The organism is Chryseobacterium taiwanense (assembly GCF_000813825.1).
GTDB classification, from domain to species: Bacteria; Bacteroidota; Bacteroidia; order Flavobacteriales; family Weeksellaceae; genus Chryseobacterium; species Chryseobacterium taiwanense.
In genome coordinates this window covers 144,354-165,957 of the sequence record NZ_JWTA01000003.1, presented here as the reverse complement: position 1 = coordinate 165,957, position 21,604 = coordinate 144,354, and the positions used below count along the sequence as shown (strand labels likewise).

Below are 21,604 nucleotides of genomic sequence, written 5' to 3'. Positions count from 1 at the left end.
ATAATGTTTATTCCTAAATTATACAAAAGCGAAGATTACAATCTGATGAAAGAAATCATCAAAGAGAATTCTTTTGCTTTGTTAATTTCTTCCGTAGATAAAATTCGTGCAACCCATTCAATGATGATGCTGAACGAAGATGACACAGAAAATATTTATATTGAAACTCATATTTCGAAAGCAAATCCTCAAGCGAAAACGTTGAAAAACGGGGATGAAGTTCTTTGTGATTTTTTAGGAGCACATACCTATATTTCGAGCAGTTGGTACGATCATGTAAACGTTTCTACTTGGAATTATGAAGCGGTGCAAATCTATGGAAAGGTTGAATTCATGAATTCATACGAATTGTATAGTCACTTAGATAAATTAACTTCCAAATACGAAAATTCTCAACAATGCCCAATGATGGTAAAAGATATGGGACGAGAGTTTGTGGAAAAGGAAATGAAAGGAGCTTTCGGATTAAAAATTAGACCAACTGAGATTTTCATTAAACAAAAGCTTTCTCAAAACAGAAAAGAAAACGATTTTAAAAATATCATTTCAAATCTTGAAAACTGCGATGAAAACGGAAGAAAGATTGCTCAGAAAATGAAACTGTTAAAAAAATAAATACATTATAAACTTAATATTATATGAAACTATATCCAATACAATGTGGAAAATTTAAATTAGATGGTGGTGCCATGTTTGGAGTCGTCCCAAAGAGTTTGTGGGAAAAAACTAATCCTGCAGACGAAAAAAATCTAATTGAACTAGGAACCCGTTCTCTTCTTGTAGAAGATGGAAAAAAATTAATCTTAATTGACTGTGGTCTTGGAAACAAACAGGACGATAAATTCTTTGGACATTATTCGCTTTGGGGAGATGATAATTTAGATAAAAACTTAAAGAAATACGGTTTCGTAAGAGAAGATATCACAGATGTTTTCCTGACTCACCTTCACTTCGACCATTGTGGCGGAGCTATTGAATGGAACGATGACAGAACGGGTTACAGACCTGCCTTTAAAAATGCTCAATTCTGGACCAACGAGAATCACTGGCAATGGGCTACAGAACCTAATGCGAGAGAAAAAGCCAGTTTTTTAAAGGAAAATATTATCCCGATGCAGGAAAGCGGGCAGTTGAATTTTTTACCGCTTCCAACAACCGGAAATTACGGATTTGCTCCGGATTTGAAAATGGATGTCATATTTGTTGATGGTCATACAGAGAAACAAATGCTTCCTGTTATTCAGTATCAGGATAAAACGGTAGTTTTTGCTGCTGATTTAATTCCTACCGCAGGACATATCAATCAGGTATATGTGATGGGATATGATACAAGACCTCTTTTAACCTTAGAAGAAAAAGGAAAATTCCTGAAACAATGTATTGATAATGAATACCTACTATTCTTTGAACATGATGCCCACCATGAACTAGCGAGTCTTAAAATGACCGAAAAAGGGGTAAGATTAGATGAGACTTTTAGTTTTAATGATGTTTTTGGATATTAATTTTTAAGTATGGAAGAATTACAGTCAGAAACTCAGAAAGCAGAACCAGAACCGTTATCGACCCCAAAAATCATTGGTTTAACAGGGGGAATAGGATCCGGAAAAACTACAGTTGCAAAATTTATTGAGGAGTTTGGATTTCCTGTTTATTATTCGGATGACCGAGCAAAGGATATTGTGAATGACAATGATGATTTGAAGGCCAAAATCAAGGAACTTTTAGGAGAAGAAGCCTATGATGAAAATGGACTTTACAATAGAAAATTTGTAGCTGATAAAGTTTTTAATAATAAAGATTTATTACAAAGCTTAAATGAAATCATTCATCCAGCTGTCCGAATTGATTTTGAAGACTGGGTAAAAAAACAGACTAAATATTTAGTATTTAAAGAAACCGCTCTGCTGTTTGAACTAAAATTAAATAGACAATGCTACAAATCTGTTTTAGTAACCGCCGAAGATAATATCCGAGCTAAAAGAGTAATGGATCGAGATGGAAAAACCTATCGTGAAGTAGAAGCCGTTATGGAAAAGCAAATGCCTGAAAAAGATAAGATAAAACTGGCAAGCTGCATTATCTACAACAATACAAATCTAGAAGATCTAAAGGAACAAACTGAAAGAATCATTTTCAGTATTGAATAACATACAGCTCGTTGGGTATTACCTAACGAGTTTTTTGATGCAAAAATCTAATAATTAGAATAAACATTAAATATCATTAACAAAAAATCAGCTCTCAAAAATGAGAGCTGATTCTATTTTAAAGGTAATTAAATCAATTACTGTGATTATTATTCCTTGATGAATTTCTTCTGTACTGAAGTTGAACCATCCTGAATATCGATCATATATACTCCGTTGATTAGCGAATGGACATTAATCTTGTTGTTTAAGATAATTCCACTAGATATTAACTGACCGGCTGCACTATAAATCTTATAATTAGCACGTTTGCTGATATTCTTAACATTTAATACCGTTGTTACCGGATTAGGATAAATCAAAATATCATCCTGATTCAACAGATTTGTAGCTGCTTTCTTGGTAATTCTTACCGTGTAATCTTCTACTTCTCCATTGTCAAAGTTGGTACAATTCACAGGAAGACCTCCTTTCATCAATGCTACTCTCATTACTACATACATATAGTCTGCGTTGCTTACAAAAGCATCAGTAGGAACATTGAATATGGTAGTTGCTGTTGCTGCCGTGTTTGGTCCGGATACTAAGATTCTTTCATTGATATCAAATTCTCCGTTTCTGTTAAAGTCAATCCATGCGACAACTCCCGCATCTCCTGTTGCTACTTTATCAATAGTCAACTGATTATTTGATGATCCTTGAATCAATTCGATCTGAGCTTTGGTAACAGCTGTATAATCAGTATACGTTGAACCTGCCGAAGGGTTTTCCATCTGTGGCTTACCATTAGGAACAACCGTTACTTTAGAGATATAGTCTCCTGCTGAATTCACTGCTGCCTGCTGACAATAGATTACAGTAGGTGTTGTAAAGTAATACGGCAGCGTAAAGTTACCCGGTGTACCAGTACAAACATTCGCTACTTCCATTTCATATTTAGTCAATTCTGCTAAACCGGTAAGCGTATAAATATTGTTAGATACTGAAACATTAGTCCATCCCGGAATTCCTACTTTTCTATATCTCAAGATATACTGACCTGTTGCACCTTGCCCTACATAAGGATCCCATTGAATCTTAGCACTTGTTGGCTTTAATTCTAAAATAGTTAATCCTGGTGGCGGAATCTCGCAAGTTCTCTCTGTAGTAAATCTTGATAAACTTGACCATGGGTTAGGCTCTGTAGAATTTACACAGATATTTCTTACCTGAACTTCATACTGAGTATACGGTGTTAAAGCATTACCCAGAGAAGGAAGAGTATAAGTATTTGATGGTGGATTTGGCAAATCAATTGGCCCAATCCATCCAATATCTCCTACTTTTCTCCATTGTAATTGATACGTTGCACTTACCGCTAATGGTGACCAGTTCACCACTGCTGATGTTGCGGTGATATTAGTAAATGTTACGTTTGGTGGAGTCGGATCACATTTTGTCGTAAATTCATTATGTGAATATCCTCCCACATTTACTGTATTACAAACCGCAGCTACTTCTACTTCATATAATGTAGCCGGAGCCAACGAATACGTCGGTGGATTTAGGGTAAATGTCTGAGTCGTTCCTGTTACTGCAGGAATATCTATTACCCCTGTTGTAGGCAACCATTGTGTTGAACCTACCGGACGGTATCTTAATTTATAAGAAGCCCCACCGATATCTTGAGGCCAAGTAATAGTAGCCGCATTATGAAGAATAGTAGCAGGAGCTACTGTAACCACAGGAGTAACCGTACTACAAACTCTTAAAATGATATTATCTACTGCTGCTGGTGGCTGAGTTCCTGTACTGGCATTATTCACCCATTCAAATACCAAACGCATAATCCCCCCTGCATAATTCGTAAGATTTAAGTTGGTATTGGAGTAAGACTGCCAAGTTCCATTTTGATTGAATTGTCCTACCTGAACTCTTCCCGGTGCTGTCGGTGTTCCGGTTACTGCAGTAATCTGAGTTCCTGCTGTTGGTAAGAAAGTAGCAGGTACCAACCAAACTCTTAAATAATCCACTGTAGTCTGACCTTGTGCTTTCCAATCGAAAGAAAAGCTAGCCAAAGTAGTTCCTGCAGGAATCTCAATATCTCTGTATGCCTGTACTATACTTGTTGATGTAATGGTATAAGCATTTGTAGTTCCATTATCATTAGAAACATAAATAGATTTTCCTGTATTCCCTGTGGCTGAACCATAAGCCCATTTATTGGTTTGTGTTCCGTTTACTAACCCCAAATCATTCGTTGCCTCAAAATTCTGAATATAAGGAAGCGTAGCCGGAATTTGTGTCGTCATAAAGCTTGGTCCAGGAATCCAGATACTACTGTCAGAAGAAGAACAAACTGCTCTTACCCACCAGTAATACGTTGTATTCGGAACCAAAGTTGGAACCAAGTTTACAGTTGTTCCTGCAGCTGGTATTCCAGGAGTACCTGCACTAGGAGGTACATTTGAAGTAGAAATATAATATACATAGCCGTTTGCAGGTGCAGGTGTTGGAGCTGTCCAACTTATTGTTGCTCCATTAGAAACAACTCCTGTTACTGCTAATGCTGTTGGAACTTTACACGTTGGAATCAATAAATTAATATTATCGACTGCTGCCGGCGGTTGGTATTCCACACTCGTATCATTTCTCCATTCAAACACCAAACGCATCGTAGAACCTGCATAAGCAGTTAAATTTACGTTGGTATTAATATAGTTTTGCCAAGTAGACTCTTGATTAAACTGTCCTAGTTGAACTCTATTTGTTCCCGCAGCAATTTGAGTTCCCGCAGTAGGCATAAAAGAAGCAGGTACCAACCAAACTCTCAAGTAGTCAAATGAACTCTCTCCTTCGGCTTTCCAATCAAATGATAAAATAGCTGGTGAAGCTGCTGTAGTTCCTGCAGGGATTGCAAAATCTCTGTATGCCTGTACCACGAAAGGGCCTGATCCATTAGATGAATATGTATTAGTAGCCCCATTATCATTTGATATATAAATAGCATTTGAAGGATTTCCTACTACTGACCCATGATACCATTTATTTTCCTGATCAGCATTAACGAATCCAAAATCATTATTTGTAAAAGGCTGATAATATGGTAACGTTGCCGGAATCTGTGTCGTTGTAAAAGTAGCACCTAATCCCCAAGAGCTGCTATCAGAAGAAGAACAAACCGACTTCACCCACCAATAATACGTTGTATTTGGAGCTAGAGTTGGAGATAAATCTACAGATGTTACCGTTGATGTTCCTGTTGGAGTCGTTCCCGCAGCCGGAGGTGTATTAGTTGTTGTTAAATAATATGCATATCCATTGGCTGGTGCAATTGCCGGAGCCGTCCAGCTTATAGTCGCTCCCGTACTAGTTATCGTCGAAGAAGTTAAACCTGACGGAATAAAACAAGTTGGCGGAGTCCAAGTATAAGTCAACCCATTAGTTGGCATACCTGGAGTAGCCGCAGTGGTACTAAATGCCTGAGTACTACTATTTGCTGTACCTGCTGTAGCATTTGAAAACAGAACTGTGGTCGCATTAGTTCGATTATTAAAATCAGTATTTGACGCTCCTCTCAGACCAATTTGTCTAGTGCCGCTAACCGATGTACTTCCTATAAGGTAAGATCCTCCTTTGTAAACAACGGCAATCGTATTTGTAGTTTCTCTTAATCGTATCTGGAAAGAAAAAGAATAAGCACTTGTAGTAGAAGTCGTATAGGCTGGTCTAAAATCAGTCCATTGAACTACTACTTCTCTGTTCGGAGCTGTTCCAACAACTCCCCAACTGATATTCCCTGTAACACTACCAAGGTTAAATACCGAGTTAAGATCTGCAGCAAATGCAGAAACTGCACCAGAATAAGCCCCTGTACCAGAAATAGGTGAATATTCAGATGCTGATGGAGCTGTTGCTCCAAAAGTCAAGAAACCATTCGTGGAAACATTTAATGCTGAGTAATTAACCCCATTAAATGCAAAATTAAATGGAATGGTTACCGGATAGATAGCATTATCTAATGAACCTGCAATTGTATTTGCAGTTGCTGTCCCCAAAATTGTGGGACTTGTTAAAGCAGTGTAAGCTCCATTAGATTTTACAAAACTGTAAGAACTCACCTGTGCATTCGCTATAAATGCAGTTATAAATGAAAAAAGCAGTAAAATCTTTTTCATATCATTAAAAATATTAAATCCCTTAGGATGTGAAAATTATACATAAAATTAAAAGCTATAGTTATTTAAATATCATAAAACTGTAATTGTAAAAAATTATAAAATGTAAAAAATTTTGTCATAGGCTCCATTATTTTAAATTGGTTGCAAAACTAATACTTTTATCTCACAAATGTCTTACCCATATTTATTTTAGATAAATAACACAAAAACTCATTTTTTATTGGAAATAAACAAAAACAAAAAAAAATATTTAAATCTCAAGAACTATAATATTTAAATAGCAAATACACATCAAACCAAGCATATTGAAATAAAAAAAATAATTTCATAAATAACTCCAATTTTATTACATCAAATTTTAACAATATTGAATTAAAAAATGTCCTTCATTTTCTATTAAGCCAATTACTATAAATCTCAAAACATGTAAAAACATCAAAAAAAAATCAGCCCTCATTTCTGAGAGCTGATTCTATTTTAAAAAGTAATCAATTGTTATTCTTCTTATTCCTTGATGAATTTCTTCTGTGCTGAAGTTGAACCATCCTGAATATCGATCATATATACCCCATTGATTAATGCGTGAACATCTACTTTGTTGTTTAAGATAATTCCACTGGATATCAACTGACCTGCTGAACTATAAATCTTATAGGTTGCACGTTTGCTGATATTCTTAACATTCAATACCGTTGTTACAGGGTTAGGATAAATTAAGACATCGTCCTGATTCAATAGATTTGTAGCAGGTTTCTTAGAGATTCTTATAGAATAATCTTCTACTTCACCGCTATCAAAGTTGGTACAGTTAACAGGAATGCCTCCTTTCATTAATGCCACTCTCATCACGACATACATATAATCTACATTGCTGACAAAAGCATCTGCCGGAACACTGAATGTGGTAGTCGCTGTTGCTGCAGTGTTTGGTCCGGATACTAAGATTCTTTCATTGATATCAAATTCTCCGTTTCTGTTAAAGTCAATCCATGCGACAACTCCTGCGTCTGCTGTTGCTACTTTATCAATAGTCAGCTGATTATTTGATGATCCTTGGATCAATTCAATCTGAGCAAGTGGATCAGCCGTATAATCTGTATATGTTGACCCTGCCGAAGCTTTTATAATCTGTGGTTTTCCATTAGGTGTAACAGTTACTTTAGAGATATAGTCTCCTGCTGAATTCACTGCTGCCTGCTGGCAATAGATTACAGTCGGAGTAGTAAAGTAATACGGCAAAGTAAAGCTACCTGGTGTACCACTACAAACATTCGCTACTTCCATTTCATATTTTGTCAATTCTGCTAAACCTGTAAGAGTATAAATATTAGTTGATACTGAAACATTAGTCCAACCCGGAATTCCTACTTTTCTGTATCTCAAAATATATTGACCTGTTGCGTCAGGTCCTACATAAGGATCCCATTGAATTTTTGCACTTGTTGGCTTCAATTCTAGAATGGTTAATCCTGGTGGAGGAATCGGACAGGTTCTCTCTGTAGTAAATCTTGACAAGCTTGACCATGGGTTAGGCGTTGTAGAATTTACACAGATATTTCTTACCTGAACTTCATACTGAGTATACGGTGTTAAAGTATAGCCAGGAGAAGGTAATGTATACGTATTTGAAGGTGGATTTGGTAAATTAATTGGCCCAATCCATCCTGGATCTCCTACTTTTCTCCATTGCAATTGATACGTTGCACTTGCCGCTAATGGTGACCAATTCACCACTGCTGATGTAGCTGTGATATTAGTAAATGTTACGTTAGGAGGAGTTGGGTCACATTTTGTTGTAAACTCATTATGTGAATACACTCCAACATTCACTGTATTACAAACCGCTGCTACTTCCACTTCATATAACGTAGCCGGAGTCAACGGATACGTTGGTGGATTTAGAGTAAATGTCTGAGTCGTTCCTGTTACTGCAGGAATATCAATTGGACCTGCCGTAGGCAACCACTGTGTTGAACCTACCGGACGGTATCTTAATTTATAAGAAGCACCTCCGATATCTTGAGGCCAAGTAATGGTAGCGGCATTATGAAGGATAGTAGTCGGAGCAACTGTAACTACAGGAGTAGCTGTACTACACACTCTTAAGATGATATTATCTACCGCTGCCGGTGGCTGAGTTCCTGTAGCTGTATTATTTACCCATTCAAATACCAAACGCATTACAGTACCTGCAAAGCTGGTAAGATTTAAGTTAGTATTAGAATAAGAAGTCCAAGTTGTCCCATTCAAATTGTATTGTCCTATCTGAACTCTTCCTGTACCAGCCGCAATTTGAGTTCCAGGAGTAGGCATAAAGTTCGCTGGTACCAACCAAACTCTTAAATAATCTACCGTAGTCTGTCCATCTGCCTTCCAATCAAAAGAGAACGTAGCCAAAGAAGTTCCTGCAGGAATTGCAATATCTCTGTATGCCTGTACTATACTTGCTGATGTAATGGTATAAGCATTGGTAACTCCATTATCATTAGAAATATAAATAGATTTTCCTGTATTTCCGGTTGCTGAGCCATGGAACCATTTATTAGTTTGCGTTCCATTTAGCATTCCTAAATCATTTGTTCCTTCAAAGTTTTGAAGATAAGGAAGTGTAGCCGGAATCTGCGTCGTCATAAAGTTTGGTCCTTGCGCTATATAACTATTATCTGTAGGAGAGCAGATTGCTTTTACCCACCAGTAATATGTTGTATTCGGAAGTAAAGTCGGAGCTAAATTTACAGAAGTAGCTGTCGTAGTTCCTGTTGGTGTTGCTGGTTGCACAGGAGTTGTAGAAACATAATATGCATATCCGTTTGCTGGCGGAGTTGCAGGGGTTGCCCAGCTAATAACAGCTCCATTCCCCGTTAAACCTGTTACTGCAAGACCTGTAGGTGGCAAACATGTTGGTGGTGTAACCACAGCCAATGTAAAATCTACATACGCACCATAAGGAGCTGGTCCACAAGCCGTAATTTGTCCAATATATGAAGACGCACATCTCATTCTATAGTTCCCTAATGCTTGTCCAGCCGGAATATTAATGGTTGCTGTACCTGTAGACGCATAAGAAGTTGTTGCAAGAACAGTTTCTCCCGGGTCATTAAAATCCATATCATTATTCCAGTCAATCCATACATAATAATAGTATGTAGAAGTTCCAGAATTAGCAAGATTTACAACTACACTATTTCCCGGAGAACTTAAAACAGTCATATTTGAATTAACATATGCTGTATAAGATGATGCTGTATAATTTAAGTTTGTCCATCCTCCCGTAGTTGTAACATTGTTCAAATAATAAGTCGTTGAACTAGTACCTCCTGTCGGAGCACAATAATTAGTAAATACAGAAATAGGCCCAGACCAAGGACTTGCATCAGTAGCACTACATCTTGCTCGTACCCATATATAATAAGTAGTATTAATTGCTAAACCTGGAATTGTAGCATTTGTAGCTGTTACCCCTGTAATTTGAGGTGTAGTTCCTGTTCCAGGAGCAATACCTGTTGTATTATAATAAATTTCATAGCTTAAAGGATTCGTTGTAGATGCTGTCCAGCTTATAGACGCAGAAGACGTTGTCGCTGAAGTCAAAGTTAACGCTGCTGGTGGCATACATGTAGGAGGAGCACCAACCGCTATAGTGTAATCAACATAATTACCATATGGAGCAGTTCCACATGAAGTAAGTGCACCACTGTATGACACAGCGAATCTCACTCTATAATTTCCATAAGCCTGTGCTGCCGGAACATTAATCGTTGTAGATCCTGTAGCAGCGTAAGTAGTAGTTGCAAGAACAGTTTCACCCGCATCATTAAAATCCATATCATTATTCCAGTCTACCCATGTATAATAATAATAACTACCAGATCCTGCAGCTCCTAAGCTAGCACTGATAGCACTTCCAGGTGAAGTACTGATTGTGTTTGTTGAATTATTAACATATCCTGTATATGATGATGCCGTATAATTCAAATTAGTCCATCCTCCTGTTGTTAAAATTTTATTCAAATAATAAGATGTTGAACTTGTTCCTCCCGTTGGTACACAATATCCCGTATAAAAAGAAACTGGACCAACCCAAATACTTTGCAATGTAGAGCTACACTTAGCTCTTGCCCATACATAATAAGTCGTATTGGCTGCTAATCCTGATATCGTAGCTGATGTAGTAGTACTTTGTACTGAGTTAGTAGCATCTAGTACTGTAGAAGAAGTTGGGGCAACTCCCGTAGTATTATAATAAACATCATAACCATTTGCTGGTACAGGAGTAGGAGCTGTCCATGTAATCTGCCCACTGTTTGTAGTAACAGTTCCTGTAGCTAATTGATTTGGGAACATACACCCTGATGGTGCCTCACTCACAAGCTGCAATCTAGGAATAGACGCTGTTCTGCTACTTGCTGTAGGTGGCGAAGCTGGATCTGCATTTACAGTATCACTATACTGATAGATCCCCGTATTTGCTCCTGATGTATAAGCTCCCCAAGTACCTGTACAAGAGTACCCAGGAGCGTTCTCATCAACCGCTATTACCAAGTTGCTGGTTCCATCCCATACAAATGGTGTTGTAAGAGAAAGTTCTATCCAACTCCCTGCTGTCATAGTTCCTAGTGTCCCGGAATAAACCTGAGATATCTGTGATATAGGAATCCAATCTGTTGTAGAAGAAAAAGTTGTTTTAGTAGTATTACCCATATAGACCCTCCATTGATTATAGTTGGCCTGGGTTGCTGCTGTTGTCGCTACATAAAATCGAACCTTGGTAATAACCGTATTGGTTGTTCCAATAGCTGCAGTAAGCTCAGCAGCTGTATACAATTGTTGTGAATAATTGTATCCATAACAAGAGTAAACAGGAAGATAAGAAGATGTAGCAGTACCTGTACCAATTGATCCCGTTTGCCCTTTTGCAAACAGCCCAAATAACATACAGAACAATACAACCAATCCCCTCAAAAGTTTTTTGGTTTTAAAATGTAAAAATACGCTCATAGTGTTTAAAGTTTATTGATAATAATTGTCCCAAGACAGTTATAATTTCATTTATATGCTCAAAGGCTTTTTTGAACACATTATTTGTACAGATATACTGTACGAAGTAAAGGTGAAGATCTTCATTTCATAATTATATTATTTTTAACAATTATACAAATCTAATAATATTTTAATTATAAATATTACTAATATTTATTTTATTTCAATCAAATAGCAAAAAATCATTAATTATTATTGTGAATATCTAAAAAAATACACACTTGTGTGAATTTTTAAACACTCCTAACACAAGGAAATAAACATACTTTAAGTAAACATATTGAATTAGAAAAATATCCTATAAATTTCATTGAAACTTTAATTTATTAGCAATACATAAGGGGTTTAAAATATCCATAAGCCTTACTATAGACCTATCATATCATTAGTTATAAAACATCAAAAAAAATCAGCTCCCATTTCTGAGAGCTGATTCTATTTTAAAGGTAATTAAATCAATTACGTGATTATTATTCCTTGATGAACTTCTTCTGTACTGAAGTTGAACCATCCTGAATATCGATCACATATACTCCGTTGATTAACGAATGGACATTAATCTTGTTGTTTAAGATAATTCCATTAGACACTAACTGTCCCGCAGCATTGTAAATCTTGTAATTAGCTCTCTTACCAATATTCTTAACATTCAATACTGTTGTTACCGGGTTAGGGTAAATCAAAATATCATCCTGATTCAAGAGACTTGCAGTCGTTTTCTTGGTAATTCTTACCGTGTAATCTTCTACTTCTCCATCATCAAAGTTAGTACAGTTTACAGGAATACCTCCCTTCATCAATGCTACTCTCATCACTACATACATATAGTCTACATTGCTTACAAAAGCATCTGTCGGCACATTGAATGTAGCTGTTGCTGTTGCCGCACTGTTTGGCCCTGAAACTAAGATTCTTTCAGTGATATCAAATTCTCCGTTTCTGTTAAAGTCAATCCATGCAACTACTCCCGCATCACCTGTTACTACTTTATCAATCGTTAACTGATTATTTCCTGAGCCTTGAATCAATTCGATCTGAGCTTTTAGATCAGCAGTATAATCTGTATATCTTGAGCCAGCTGATTCTTTTATCATCTGAGGTTTTCCGTTAGGTGTAACCGTTACTTTAGAGATATATTCTCCTGATAAATTATTCGCTCCCATCTGACAATAGATCACTGTAGGTGTTGTAAAGTAATACGGTAAAGTAAAGTTACCCGGTGTACCAGTACAAATATTCGCTACTTCCATTTCATATTTTGTCAATTCCGCTAAACCTGTAAGCGTATAAATATTATTTGATACCGTAACATTAGTCCAACCCGGAATTCCTACTTTTCTATATCTTAAAATATACTGACCTGTTGCATCCGGACCATTGTAAGGATCCCATTGAACTTTCGCACTTGTCGGCTTTAATTCTAGAATGGTTAATCCCGGTGGAGGAATCGGACAGGTTCTCTCTGTAGTAAATCTTGACAAACTTGACCATGGGTTAGGCGTTGTAGAATTTACACAGATATTTCTTACCTGAACTTCATACTGAGTATACGGTGTTAAAGTATTACCCGGAGAAGGAAGAGTATAAGTATTTGATGGTGGATTTGGTAAGTTAATTGGGCCAATCCATCCTGGATCTCCTACTTTTCTCCATTGCAGCTGATACGTTGCACTTGCCGCTAATGGTGACCAGTTTACAACTGCCGAAGTAGATGTAATATTTGTAAACGTTACGTTTGGTGGAGTCGGATCACATTTTGTTGTAAACTCATTATGTGAATACACCCCAACATTAACTGTATTACAAACCGCTGCTACTTCCACCTCATATAAAGTAGCCGGTGTTAACGGATACGTTGGTGGATTTAAGGTAAACGTCTGAGTCGTTCCCGTTACTGCAGGGATATCGATTACCCCTGTTGTAGGCAACCACTGTGTTGAGCCTACCGGACGGTATCTTAATTTATAAGATGCGCCTCCAGTATCCTGTGGCCAAGTAATGGTAGCCGCATTATGAGTAATAGAAGTTGGCACTATTGTAACCACAGGAGTGGCCGTACTACAAACTCGTAAATTAATATTATCTACCGCTACCGGTGGCTGAGTTCCACCTGTTGTATCATTTCTCCATTCAAAAACCAAACGCATGGTAGTTCCCGCAAAACTGGTAAGATTCAAACTCGGATTGGAATAAGAAGTCCAAGTACTTCCACTCAAATTGTATTGTCCTAACTGAATTCTTCCTGTACCAGCCGCAATTTGAGTTCCAGGAGTAGGCATAAAGCTCGAAGGCACCAACCATACTCTCAGATAATCCCAATTGCTTTCTCCCTCTGCTTTCCAGTCAAAAGAAAATATAGCCAGAGAAGTTCCTGCAGGAATTGCAATATCTCTATATGCCTGTACTACACTTGCCGATGTAATAGTATAAGCATTGGTAACTCCACTATCATTAGAAACATAAATAGACTTACCTGTATTTCCTGTTGCTGAACCATGGAACCATTTATTAGTTTGCGTTCCATTCAATAATCCCAAATCATTCGTTGCTTCAAAGTTCTGAAGATAAGGAAGCGTAGCCGGAATTTGCGTCGTCATAAAGCTTGGTCCAGGAATCCAGATACTGCTATCGGTAGAAGAACAAACTGCTCTCACCCACCAGTAATATGTTGTATTTGGAACCAAAGTTGGAGCTAAATTTACAGAAGTAGTTGTCGTAGTTCCTGTAGGAGCTCCCGTTGGGGGTACATTTGAAGTAGAAACATAATACGCATATCCATTCGCAGGAGCAGGTGTTGGAGCTGTCCAGCTTATCGTTGCCCCATTAGCAACAACTCCTGTTACAGCCAATGCCGTAGGAACTTTACACGTTGGAATCAATAAGTTAATATTATCAACCGCTGCCGGTGGCTGTGTTCCACCAGTCGTATCACTTCTCCATTCAAACACCAAACGCATCGTAGTCCCAGCATAAGCAGCCAAATTGACATTGGTATTAATATAATTTTGCCATGATGCCTGTTGATTAAATTGTCCTATCTGAACCCTATTTGTTCCCGCTACAGTTTGCGTTCCTGCAACCGGCATATACGATACAGGCACCATCCAAACTCTAAGATAATCCCATGTCGTTCCTTCTCCAAAAGCCCTCCAATCAAAAGTCAGAATAGCAGGGGAAGCCGCAGTTGTTCCTGCAGGAATAGCAAAATCTCTATATGCGTGAGATACCTGAGAAGCAGATGTACTAATAGTATATGCATTAGTAACCCCATTATCATTTGATATATAAATTCCATTCACAGGATTACCCGCCGCAGAACCGTGATACCATTTATTAACTTGAGTTCCATTTATAAACCCAAAATCATTGGTATTAAAATTCTGAGAATATGGAAGAGTAGCCGGTATTTGCGCCGTTGCAAAACTAGGACCAGGAACCCAAATACTACTGTCCGTAGAAGAACAAATAGCTTTTACCCACCAATAATACGTTGTATTTGGAACCAAAGTTGGAGCCAAATTCACAGTTGTTGCCGTTGTAGTTCCTGTAGGAGCTCCTGTAGGAGGTACATTTGTGGTAGAAACATAATATGCATATCCATTGGCTGGTGCCGGTGTCGGAGCTGTCCAATTTATACTAGCTCCATTTGCCACAATCCCTGTTACATTTAAAGCTGTTGGTACTTTACATGTTGGTATTAATAAATTAACATTATCAATTGCTGCAGGAGGCTGATTACCTCCAAAAGTATCATTTCGCCATTCAAATACCAAACGCATTGTAGCTCCTGCATATGCAGAAACATCTAATGTTGGATTTAAATAATTTTGCCAAGTACCTTGCTGGTTGAATTGCCCCAACTGAACTCTGTTTGTCCCAGTAGCAATCAATGTCCCCGCTGTTGGCATAAAAGAAGCAGGCACTATCCACACTCTTAAATAATCAGTAGTCCCTTCTCCCATCGCTCTCCAGTCAAATGACAAAATCGCAGGGGAAGCTGCTGTTGTACCTGCCGGAATAGTAAAATCTCTATATGCATGAGTTACTTGGGTAGTTGTTGGGCTAATGTTATATGTATTTGTAACCCCATTATCATTTGATATATAAATCCCATTAGCAGGGTTACCTGCTGCAGAGCCATAATACCATTTATTTACCTGAGTACCTGTAGTAAATCCAAAATCATTACTTCCCGAAAATGCTTGACTATAAGGTAAACTAGCCGGTATCTGAGTCGTTGTAAAAGTTGGTCCAGGCATCCAAAGACTACTATCCGTAGATGAACAAACAGATTTTACCCACCAATAATATTGTGTATTAGGAGTTAATGTAGGTACCAGATTTACTGATGCTGTAGCCGTAGTTCCTGTCGGTGTTGCCCCGGCAGCAGGAGGTACATTAGTCGTTGTAATATAATACGCAAAGCCATTTGCAGGTGCCGGTGTCGGTGACGTCCAACTCAATGTTGCTCCGTTTGAAACCACATTACTTACAGCCTGTGCTGAAGGTACAACACATGTAGGAATGAAAAAGTTAATATTATCGACTGCCGAAGCTGGGCTCGTTCCAATAATAGTATCATTTCTCCATTCAAAAATCAATTTAACTGTACTTCCAGCAAAACTGGATAAATTCACCAGGGGATTTGTATAATTCTGCCAAGTATTCTGCATTTCGAAATTAGCCCCCAGCTGTATATTTCCACCCGTTGCTGCCATTTGAGTACCTGCTGTTGGGGTAAAAGTAGAAGGAGCTAAATATACCCTCATTCTATCAAATGTAGAATCATCACCAAAAGATCTCCAGTCAAAAACTAATGTTGTCATAGTAGTTCCTGCAGGAACGGTAAATTCTCTGTAAGCATGAACTACGCTACCAACATTATTGGTATAATTATTTGTTACACCATTGTCGTTAGATACATAAATTGCTCCTCCAGGGTTACCGGCTGCAGTCCCATATACCCATTTATTAACCTGCGTTCCGTTAACAAAGGTGAAATCATTCGCAGAAGTAAAATTCTGCGTATACGGAAAAGTTGCAGGTGCCTGTCCTCTTATGTGCTGTAATAAGCCTGTACAGAAAAAACACACAAGAAGTGTTAAAAAAGTAAAGAGTTTCTTCATAAATTGTTTTATTAAAATTAATCTTTACGAATTTAAGCATTTTTTACAATTAATTGAAATTTAGTTGTTTTTTTATAAAAATTCCTACAAAATCTTAACACAAGAGCAACCCTAACACGTCAACCTCTAAAAATTCACAAATGTTAATAAAAAAATCAGCTCCCATTTCTGAGAGCTGATTCTATTTTAAAAGTAATTAATTTTTACTGTCCTTATTCCTTGATGAATTTCTTCTGTACTGAAGTTGAACCATCCTGAATATCGATCACATACATTCCATTGATCAGAGCATGAACATCTACCTTATTGTTTAAGATAATTCCGCTTGAGATCAACTGACCAGCAGCACTATAAATCTTATAATTAGCACGTTTGCTGATATTCTTAACATTTAATACCGTTGTTACCGGATTAGGATAAATCAAAATATCATCCTGATTCAACAGATTTGTAGCTGCTTTCTTGGTAATTCTTACAGTATAATCTTCTACTTCTCCACTGTCAAAGTTGGTACAATTCACAGGAAGCCCTCCTTTCATCAATGCTACTCTCATTACTACATACATATAGTCTGCGTTGCTTACAAAAGCATCTGCCGGAACATTGAATGTGGTAGTTGCTGTTGCTGCCGTGTTTGGTCCGGATACTAAGATTCTTTCATTGATATCAAATTCTCCGTTTCTGTTAAAATCAATCCAAGCGACAACTCCCGCATCTCCTGTTGCTACTTTATCAATCGTCAACTGATTATTTGATGATCCTTGAATCAATTCGATCTGAGCTTTGGTAACGGCTGTATAATCCGTATACGTTGATCCCGCCGAAGGGTTTTCCATCTGTGGTTTTCCGTTAGGAGTAACCGTTACTTTAGAAATGTAATCTCCTACTGAATTCACTGCTGCCTGCTGACAATAGATCACTGTAGGTGTTGTAAAGTAATACGGCAAAGTAAAGTTACCCGGTGTACCACTACAAATATTCGCTACTTCCATTTCATACTTAGTCAATTCCAATAAACCGGTAAGTGTATAAATATTATTTGATACTGTAATATTCGTCCATCCCGGTACTCCTATTTTTCTGTATCTCAAGATATACTGTCCTGTTGCATCAGGGCCGTTATAAGGATCCCATTGAACTTTAGCACTTGTAGGCTTTAGTTCAAGAATTGTTAATCCTGGTGGTGCAATATCACAAGTTCTTTCTGTTGTAAATCTTGACAAGCTTGACCATGGGTTAGGTGTTGTAGAATTTACACACGTACTTCTTATCTGTACCTCATATTGAGTATATGGTGCTAAATTTTGAAGTAAATAAGTACTTGCAGGCGGGTTCGGCAAAGTAACCGTTCCAGCCGGCCATCCATCTCCTACTTTTCTCCATCTCATTTCATACGTTGCACTTGCCACTAACGGAGACCAGTTAACAACCGCCGAAGAAGATGTAATATTGGTAAATGTTACGTTTGGTGGAGTCGGGTCACATTTTGTAGTAAATTCATTATGTGAATACACTCCTATATTTACCGTATTACAAACTGCAGCTACTTCCACTTCATATAATGTAGCCGGAGTTAAAGAATACGTTGGTGGATTCAGAGTAAGTGTCTGCGTTGCACTATTTACAGCTGCTACATCAATCGGACCTCCTGTAGGCAACCAACCTCCTGTAGAACCAACTGGACGGTATTTCACTTTATAAGAAGCTCCACCATCATCTTGTGGCCAAGTAATCGTTACTGAATTATGCGTAATAGAAGCCGGAATAACCGTAACTACTGGTGTAGTTGTACTACAAACTCTCAAGATGATATTATCAACAGCTGCTGGTGGCTGAGTGCCTCCCGAACTATCATTCGTCCATTCGAATACCAAACGCATTATCTCACCAGCATAATTCGTAAGATTTAAGTTTGTGTTAGAATAAGATTGCCAGGTTCCATTTTGATTAAACTGACCTACCTGAATTCTTCCAGGTGCTCCAGGTGTTCCTGTTGTTGCAGTAATCTGAGTTCCAGATGTAGGTAAGAAGTTTGCTGGTACCAGCCAAACCTTTAAATAATCATAATAACTTTCTCCATCTGCTTTCCAGTCAAAAGAGAAGGTAGCCAAACTAGTCCCCGCAGGAATCTGAATATCTCTATAAGCATGTACTATACTTGTAGTATTATCTGTATATGCATTTGTAGTTCCATTATCATTAGAAATATAAATAGATTTACCCGTATTTCCTGTTGCTGAGCCATGGAACCATATATTAGGTTGTCCAGAATTTAATATTCCGAAATCGTTCGCTCCTTCAAAACTTTGAAGATAAGGAAGCGTAGCCGGAATTTGTGTCGTCATAAAGCTTGGACCCGGAATCCAGATACTACTGTCTGCAGAAGAACAAACTGCTCTTACCCACCAGTAATAAGTAGTATTCGGAACCAAAGTAGGAGCTAAATCTACAGAAGTAGCCGTTGTTGCCGTTCCAGGAGTACTTCCACTAGGTGGTACATTTGAAGTAGAAACATAATATACATAACCACCAGCAGGTACAGGTGTTGGAGCCGCCCAGCTTATCGTTGCACCATTAGAAACGATTCCTGCTACCGCTAAAGTTGTTGGCACTTTACATGTTGGAATCAATAAATTAATATTATCTACTGCACCAGCTGGTGAAGTCCCACCAAATGAATCATTTTTCCATTCAAATACCAAACGCATAACACCTCCCGCATAACCTGACAAATCAACATTAGTATTAACAAAACTTTGCCAAGTCCCTTTCTGATTTAATTGACCCAACAACACTCTATTCGCTCCTGCTGTAATTGAATTCCCCGCAGTTGGCATATAGGATGACGGAACCATCCATACACTTATATAGTCATATAAATACGGCGTTGTTCCTTCTCCCATTGATCTCCAATCAAAAGTCAAAATAGCAGGCGAAGCTGAAGTTGTTCCCGATGGAATTGCAAAATCTCTAAATGCGTGCACCACACTTGTAGCATACACATCATAAGCATTTGTTACTCCATTATCATTAGAAACATATATTGAATTAGCAGGATTACCTGCAACTGAACCATAATACCATTTATTTGTCTGAGATCCATTTACAAATCCAAAATCGTTACTTGTAAAAGGCTGAGAATAAGGTAATGGAGCAGGAACCTGTGTCGTTGTAAATGTTGGCCCCTGAATCCAAATACTAGAATTTGTGGTAGAACAAATTGCTCTAACCCACCAATAATAAGTAGTATTTGGAGTTAAATTATTTGGTAAGCCAAAAGAAGTTCCGGATACTGGTCCTGTAGCAACGGTAGGTGGCGTATTCGTTGTAGAAATATAGTATTCATATCCATTTGTAGGAACAGGATTGGGTGCTGTCCAGCCTATAGTAGCTGTATTTGAGACAATTCCGCTCACTGTCATCCCAGTAGGCTCAACACATGTAGGAGTTGGCATTACATTAAAGTCATCAAACCCTAGGTAATAAGGATCCCATGTGGCCGCATAGGCTTTAATTCCAAAATTATACTCACCTGTTACAGTAGGTACAAATGTAACTTTAACTTTCGTATAATTTGTACTATTTGAACCTCCATTGGTTGTTTGTGAAGAAGTCACAAAAGTATTCAAATTGGTAGCACCTGCAGAAGACTGTAAAGTATTCACCAATACATCTCCTTCCCAACCAGAATATCCGTCTCCTACCCAAAAGAAAGAGAAATCATAAGACTGATTTGCTGTTAAATGAAAACTTGGCGTCCATAAGTAAGATGCTGTTGTTGGATAATAAACAGTTACATAATTAGGAGTTGATTTCGGATCATTATACCCTTGAGCAGAAGCATCTTGAGTCGTGAATAAAGGTCCTCCACCATTAGTAGCCCAACAATTTGGCAATACACCCGATCCAATACTTGTCATTGAATCAAAATTTTCCGACCAAGGAAAAGTAGAAATTGAAACACATGGCGTTGTGAAAGACGAGGCCATTGGAATCCAATAACTTTGATCAGTAGCACTACATTTCGCTCTTACCCATACATAATATGTTGTTATTGGTGACAAGCCTGAAATCGTAGTCGATGTAGTAGTACTAGGCACAGAATTGGTTGCATTAAGCACTGTACTTGAAGTCGGAGGTATTCCCGTAGAATTATAGTAAACATCATACCCATTTGCAGGTGCAGGCGTTGGAGCCGTCCAAGACACAGCGGCTGTAGCGGCAGTAACTGTTCCCAACGTTATTGCAGATGGAGCTGCACAAGTTGGTGGCGCCGATTGAGAAATAGATACATTATCGAAATAATAATAAACATCTGAATTAAGATCAGAAGTAACATTAAATCTCACATATAAATTTCCTGCAGAAGGCACAAAAGTAATCGTTTTTGTCGCACAAGTATTCGCAGCTACGTGATTGGAAGAATTAATCGTATAAGCCGTCGTCCACGGTCCAGAAGTACTTGTAGCATATTCTACTTTTATATTTCCAATATTAGCAGAAGGTGTAGCAGTAGTTCCCGCATAATAATCGGTAACTTTATAATCAAAGGACATTGTTATTTGCCCGTTGTTATTTCCAGTAAGATTGGGTGAGGTAAACTGATCTGCAAGCCCATAATAGAGTTCACCTCTAATAGTTCCACCACTGGTTCCGCATATCTGATTTGCAGTCGTATTATTTGAGAAAACCGACCCACTTGTGGTCCAGCTATTAAGTCCCGAAGCCGTCCAGTCCTGAGTATAGGCGACCTGAGCCATTAAAAATGAGCCAAAGAGCAATTGGCACATGAGTAAAAGTTTTTTCATAGTATTGAATATATTGAGTGTTAAAATGTTGCTGAATCAATTTTAGTAAGTTCAATTACAAAGACTTACTATAATCATTTAATAATGATCTCAAAGAAAATACATTCAAGTAAATTTTCTATCGGGAATATCGACAAAAACAGATATTTTTTTCAGTAAAAAGGGAGGAAATAGATATTTTTTCATAATATATCACTTAACATTGTATTATTTGTACAAATCTAATCATTTTTTACAAACATCCTACTTAATCTTCTTTTTTTTAATCAATACCGTTAAAAAAATTAATCATAATTACAAATAACACATGATAATCATAA

At 37.7% G+C, this 21,604-nt stretch carries 7 protein-coding genes; 3 read left to right on the top strand and 4 right to left on the bottom strand.

What is annotated here, in order from left to right; genetic code table 11:
- The first annotated feature begins 3 nt into the window (after nucleotides 1-3).
- From RM51_RS03480 to coaE, 3 genes are read left to right on the top strand one after another with little or no spacing between them, the layout of a single operon-like run.
- Nucleotides 4-615, top strand: a complete 612-nt coding sequence (locus RM51_RS03480) for an FMN-binding negative transcriptional regulator (protein WP_039365189.1) — start codon at nucleotides 4-6, stop codon at nucleotides 613-615.
- A gap of 23 nt (nucleotides 616-638) precedes the next feature.
- Entirely contained in the window at nucleotides 639-1,505 is an 867-nt protein-coding gene (locus tag RM51_RS03475; RefSeq protein ID WP_039365186.1) for an MBL fold metallo-hydrolase, read from the top strand.
- A gap of 9 nt (nucleotides 1,506-1,514) precedes the next feature.
- Nucleotides 1,515-2,150: a dephospho-CoA kinase gene (gene coaE, locus RM51_RS03470; RefSeq protein ID WP_052248378.1), complete on the top strand. Its 636-nt coding sequence runs from the start codon at nucleotides 1,515-1,517 to the stop codon at nucleotides 2,148-2,150.
- Between the two features lie 149 nt (nucleotides 2,151-2,299).
- On the opposite strand, the gene RM51_RS19025 is transcribed toward coaE, so the two are convergent.
- From RM51_RS19025 to RM51_RS19010, 4 genes are all read right to left on the bottom strand, one after another.
- The gene (locus tag RM51_RS19025) at nucleotides 2,300-6,307 is read right to left on the bottom strand and encodes a fibronectin type III domain-containing protein (protein WP_052248377.1); all 4,008 of its coding nucleotides are present in this window, start codon (nucleotides 6,305-6,307) and stop codon (nucleotides 2,300-2,302) included.
- Nucleotides 6,308-6,814: 507 nt separating this feature from the next.
- A complete protein-coding gene (locus RM51_RS19020) occupies nucleotides 6,815-11,308 on the bottom strand; it encodes a GEVED domain-containing protein (protein ID WP_084110919.1) in 4,494 nt (1,497 codons plus the stop codon).
- Between the two features lie 512 nt (nucleotides 11,309-11,820).
- A complete protein-coding gene (locus RM51_RS19015) occupies nucleotides 11,821-16,476 on the bottom strand; it encodes a fibronectin type III domain-containing protein (RefSeq protein WP_052248375.1) in 4,656 nt (1,551 codons plus the stop codon).
- A gap of 212 nt (nucleotides 16,477-16,688) precedes the next feature.
- Complete coding sequence (locus RM51_RS19010) at nucleotides 16,689-21,266, bottom strand: fibronectin type III domain-containing protein (RefSeq protein ID WP_165584980.1); 4,578 nt, start codon at nucleotides 21,264-21,266, stop codon at nucleotides 16,689-16,691.
- Nucleotides 21,267-21,604: the final 338 nt, after the last annotated feature.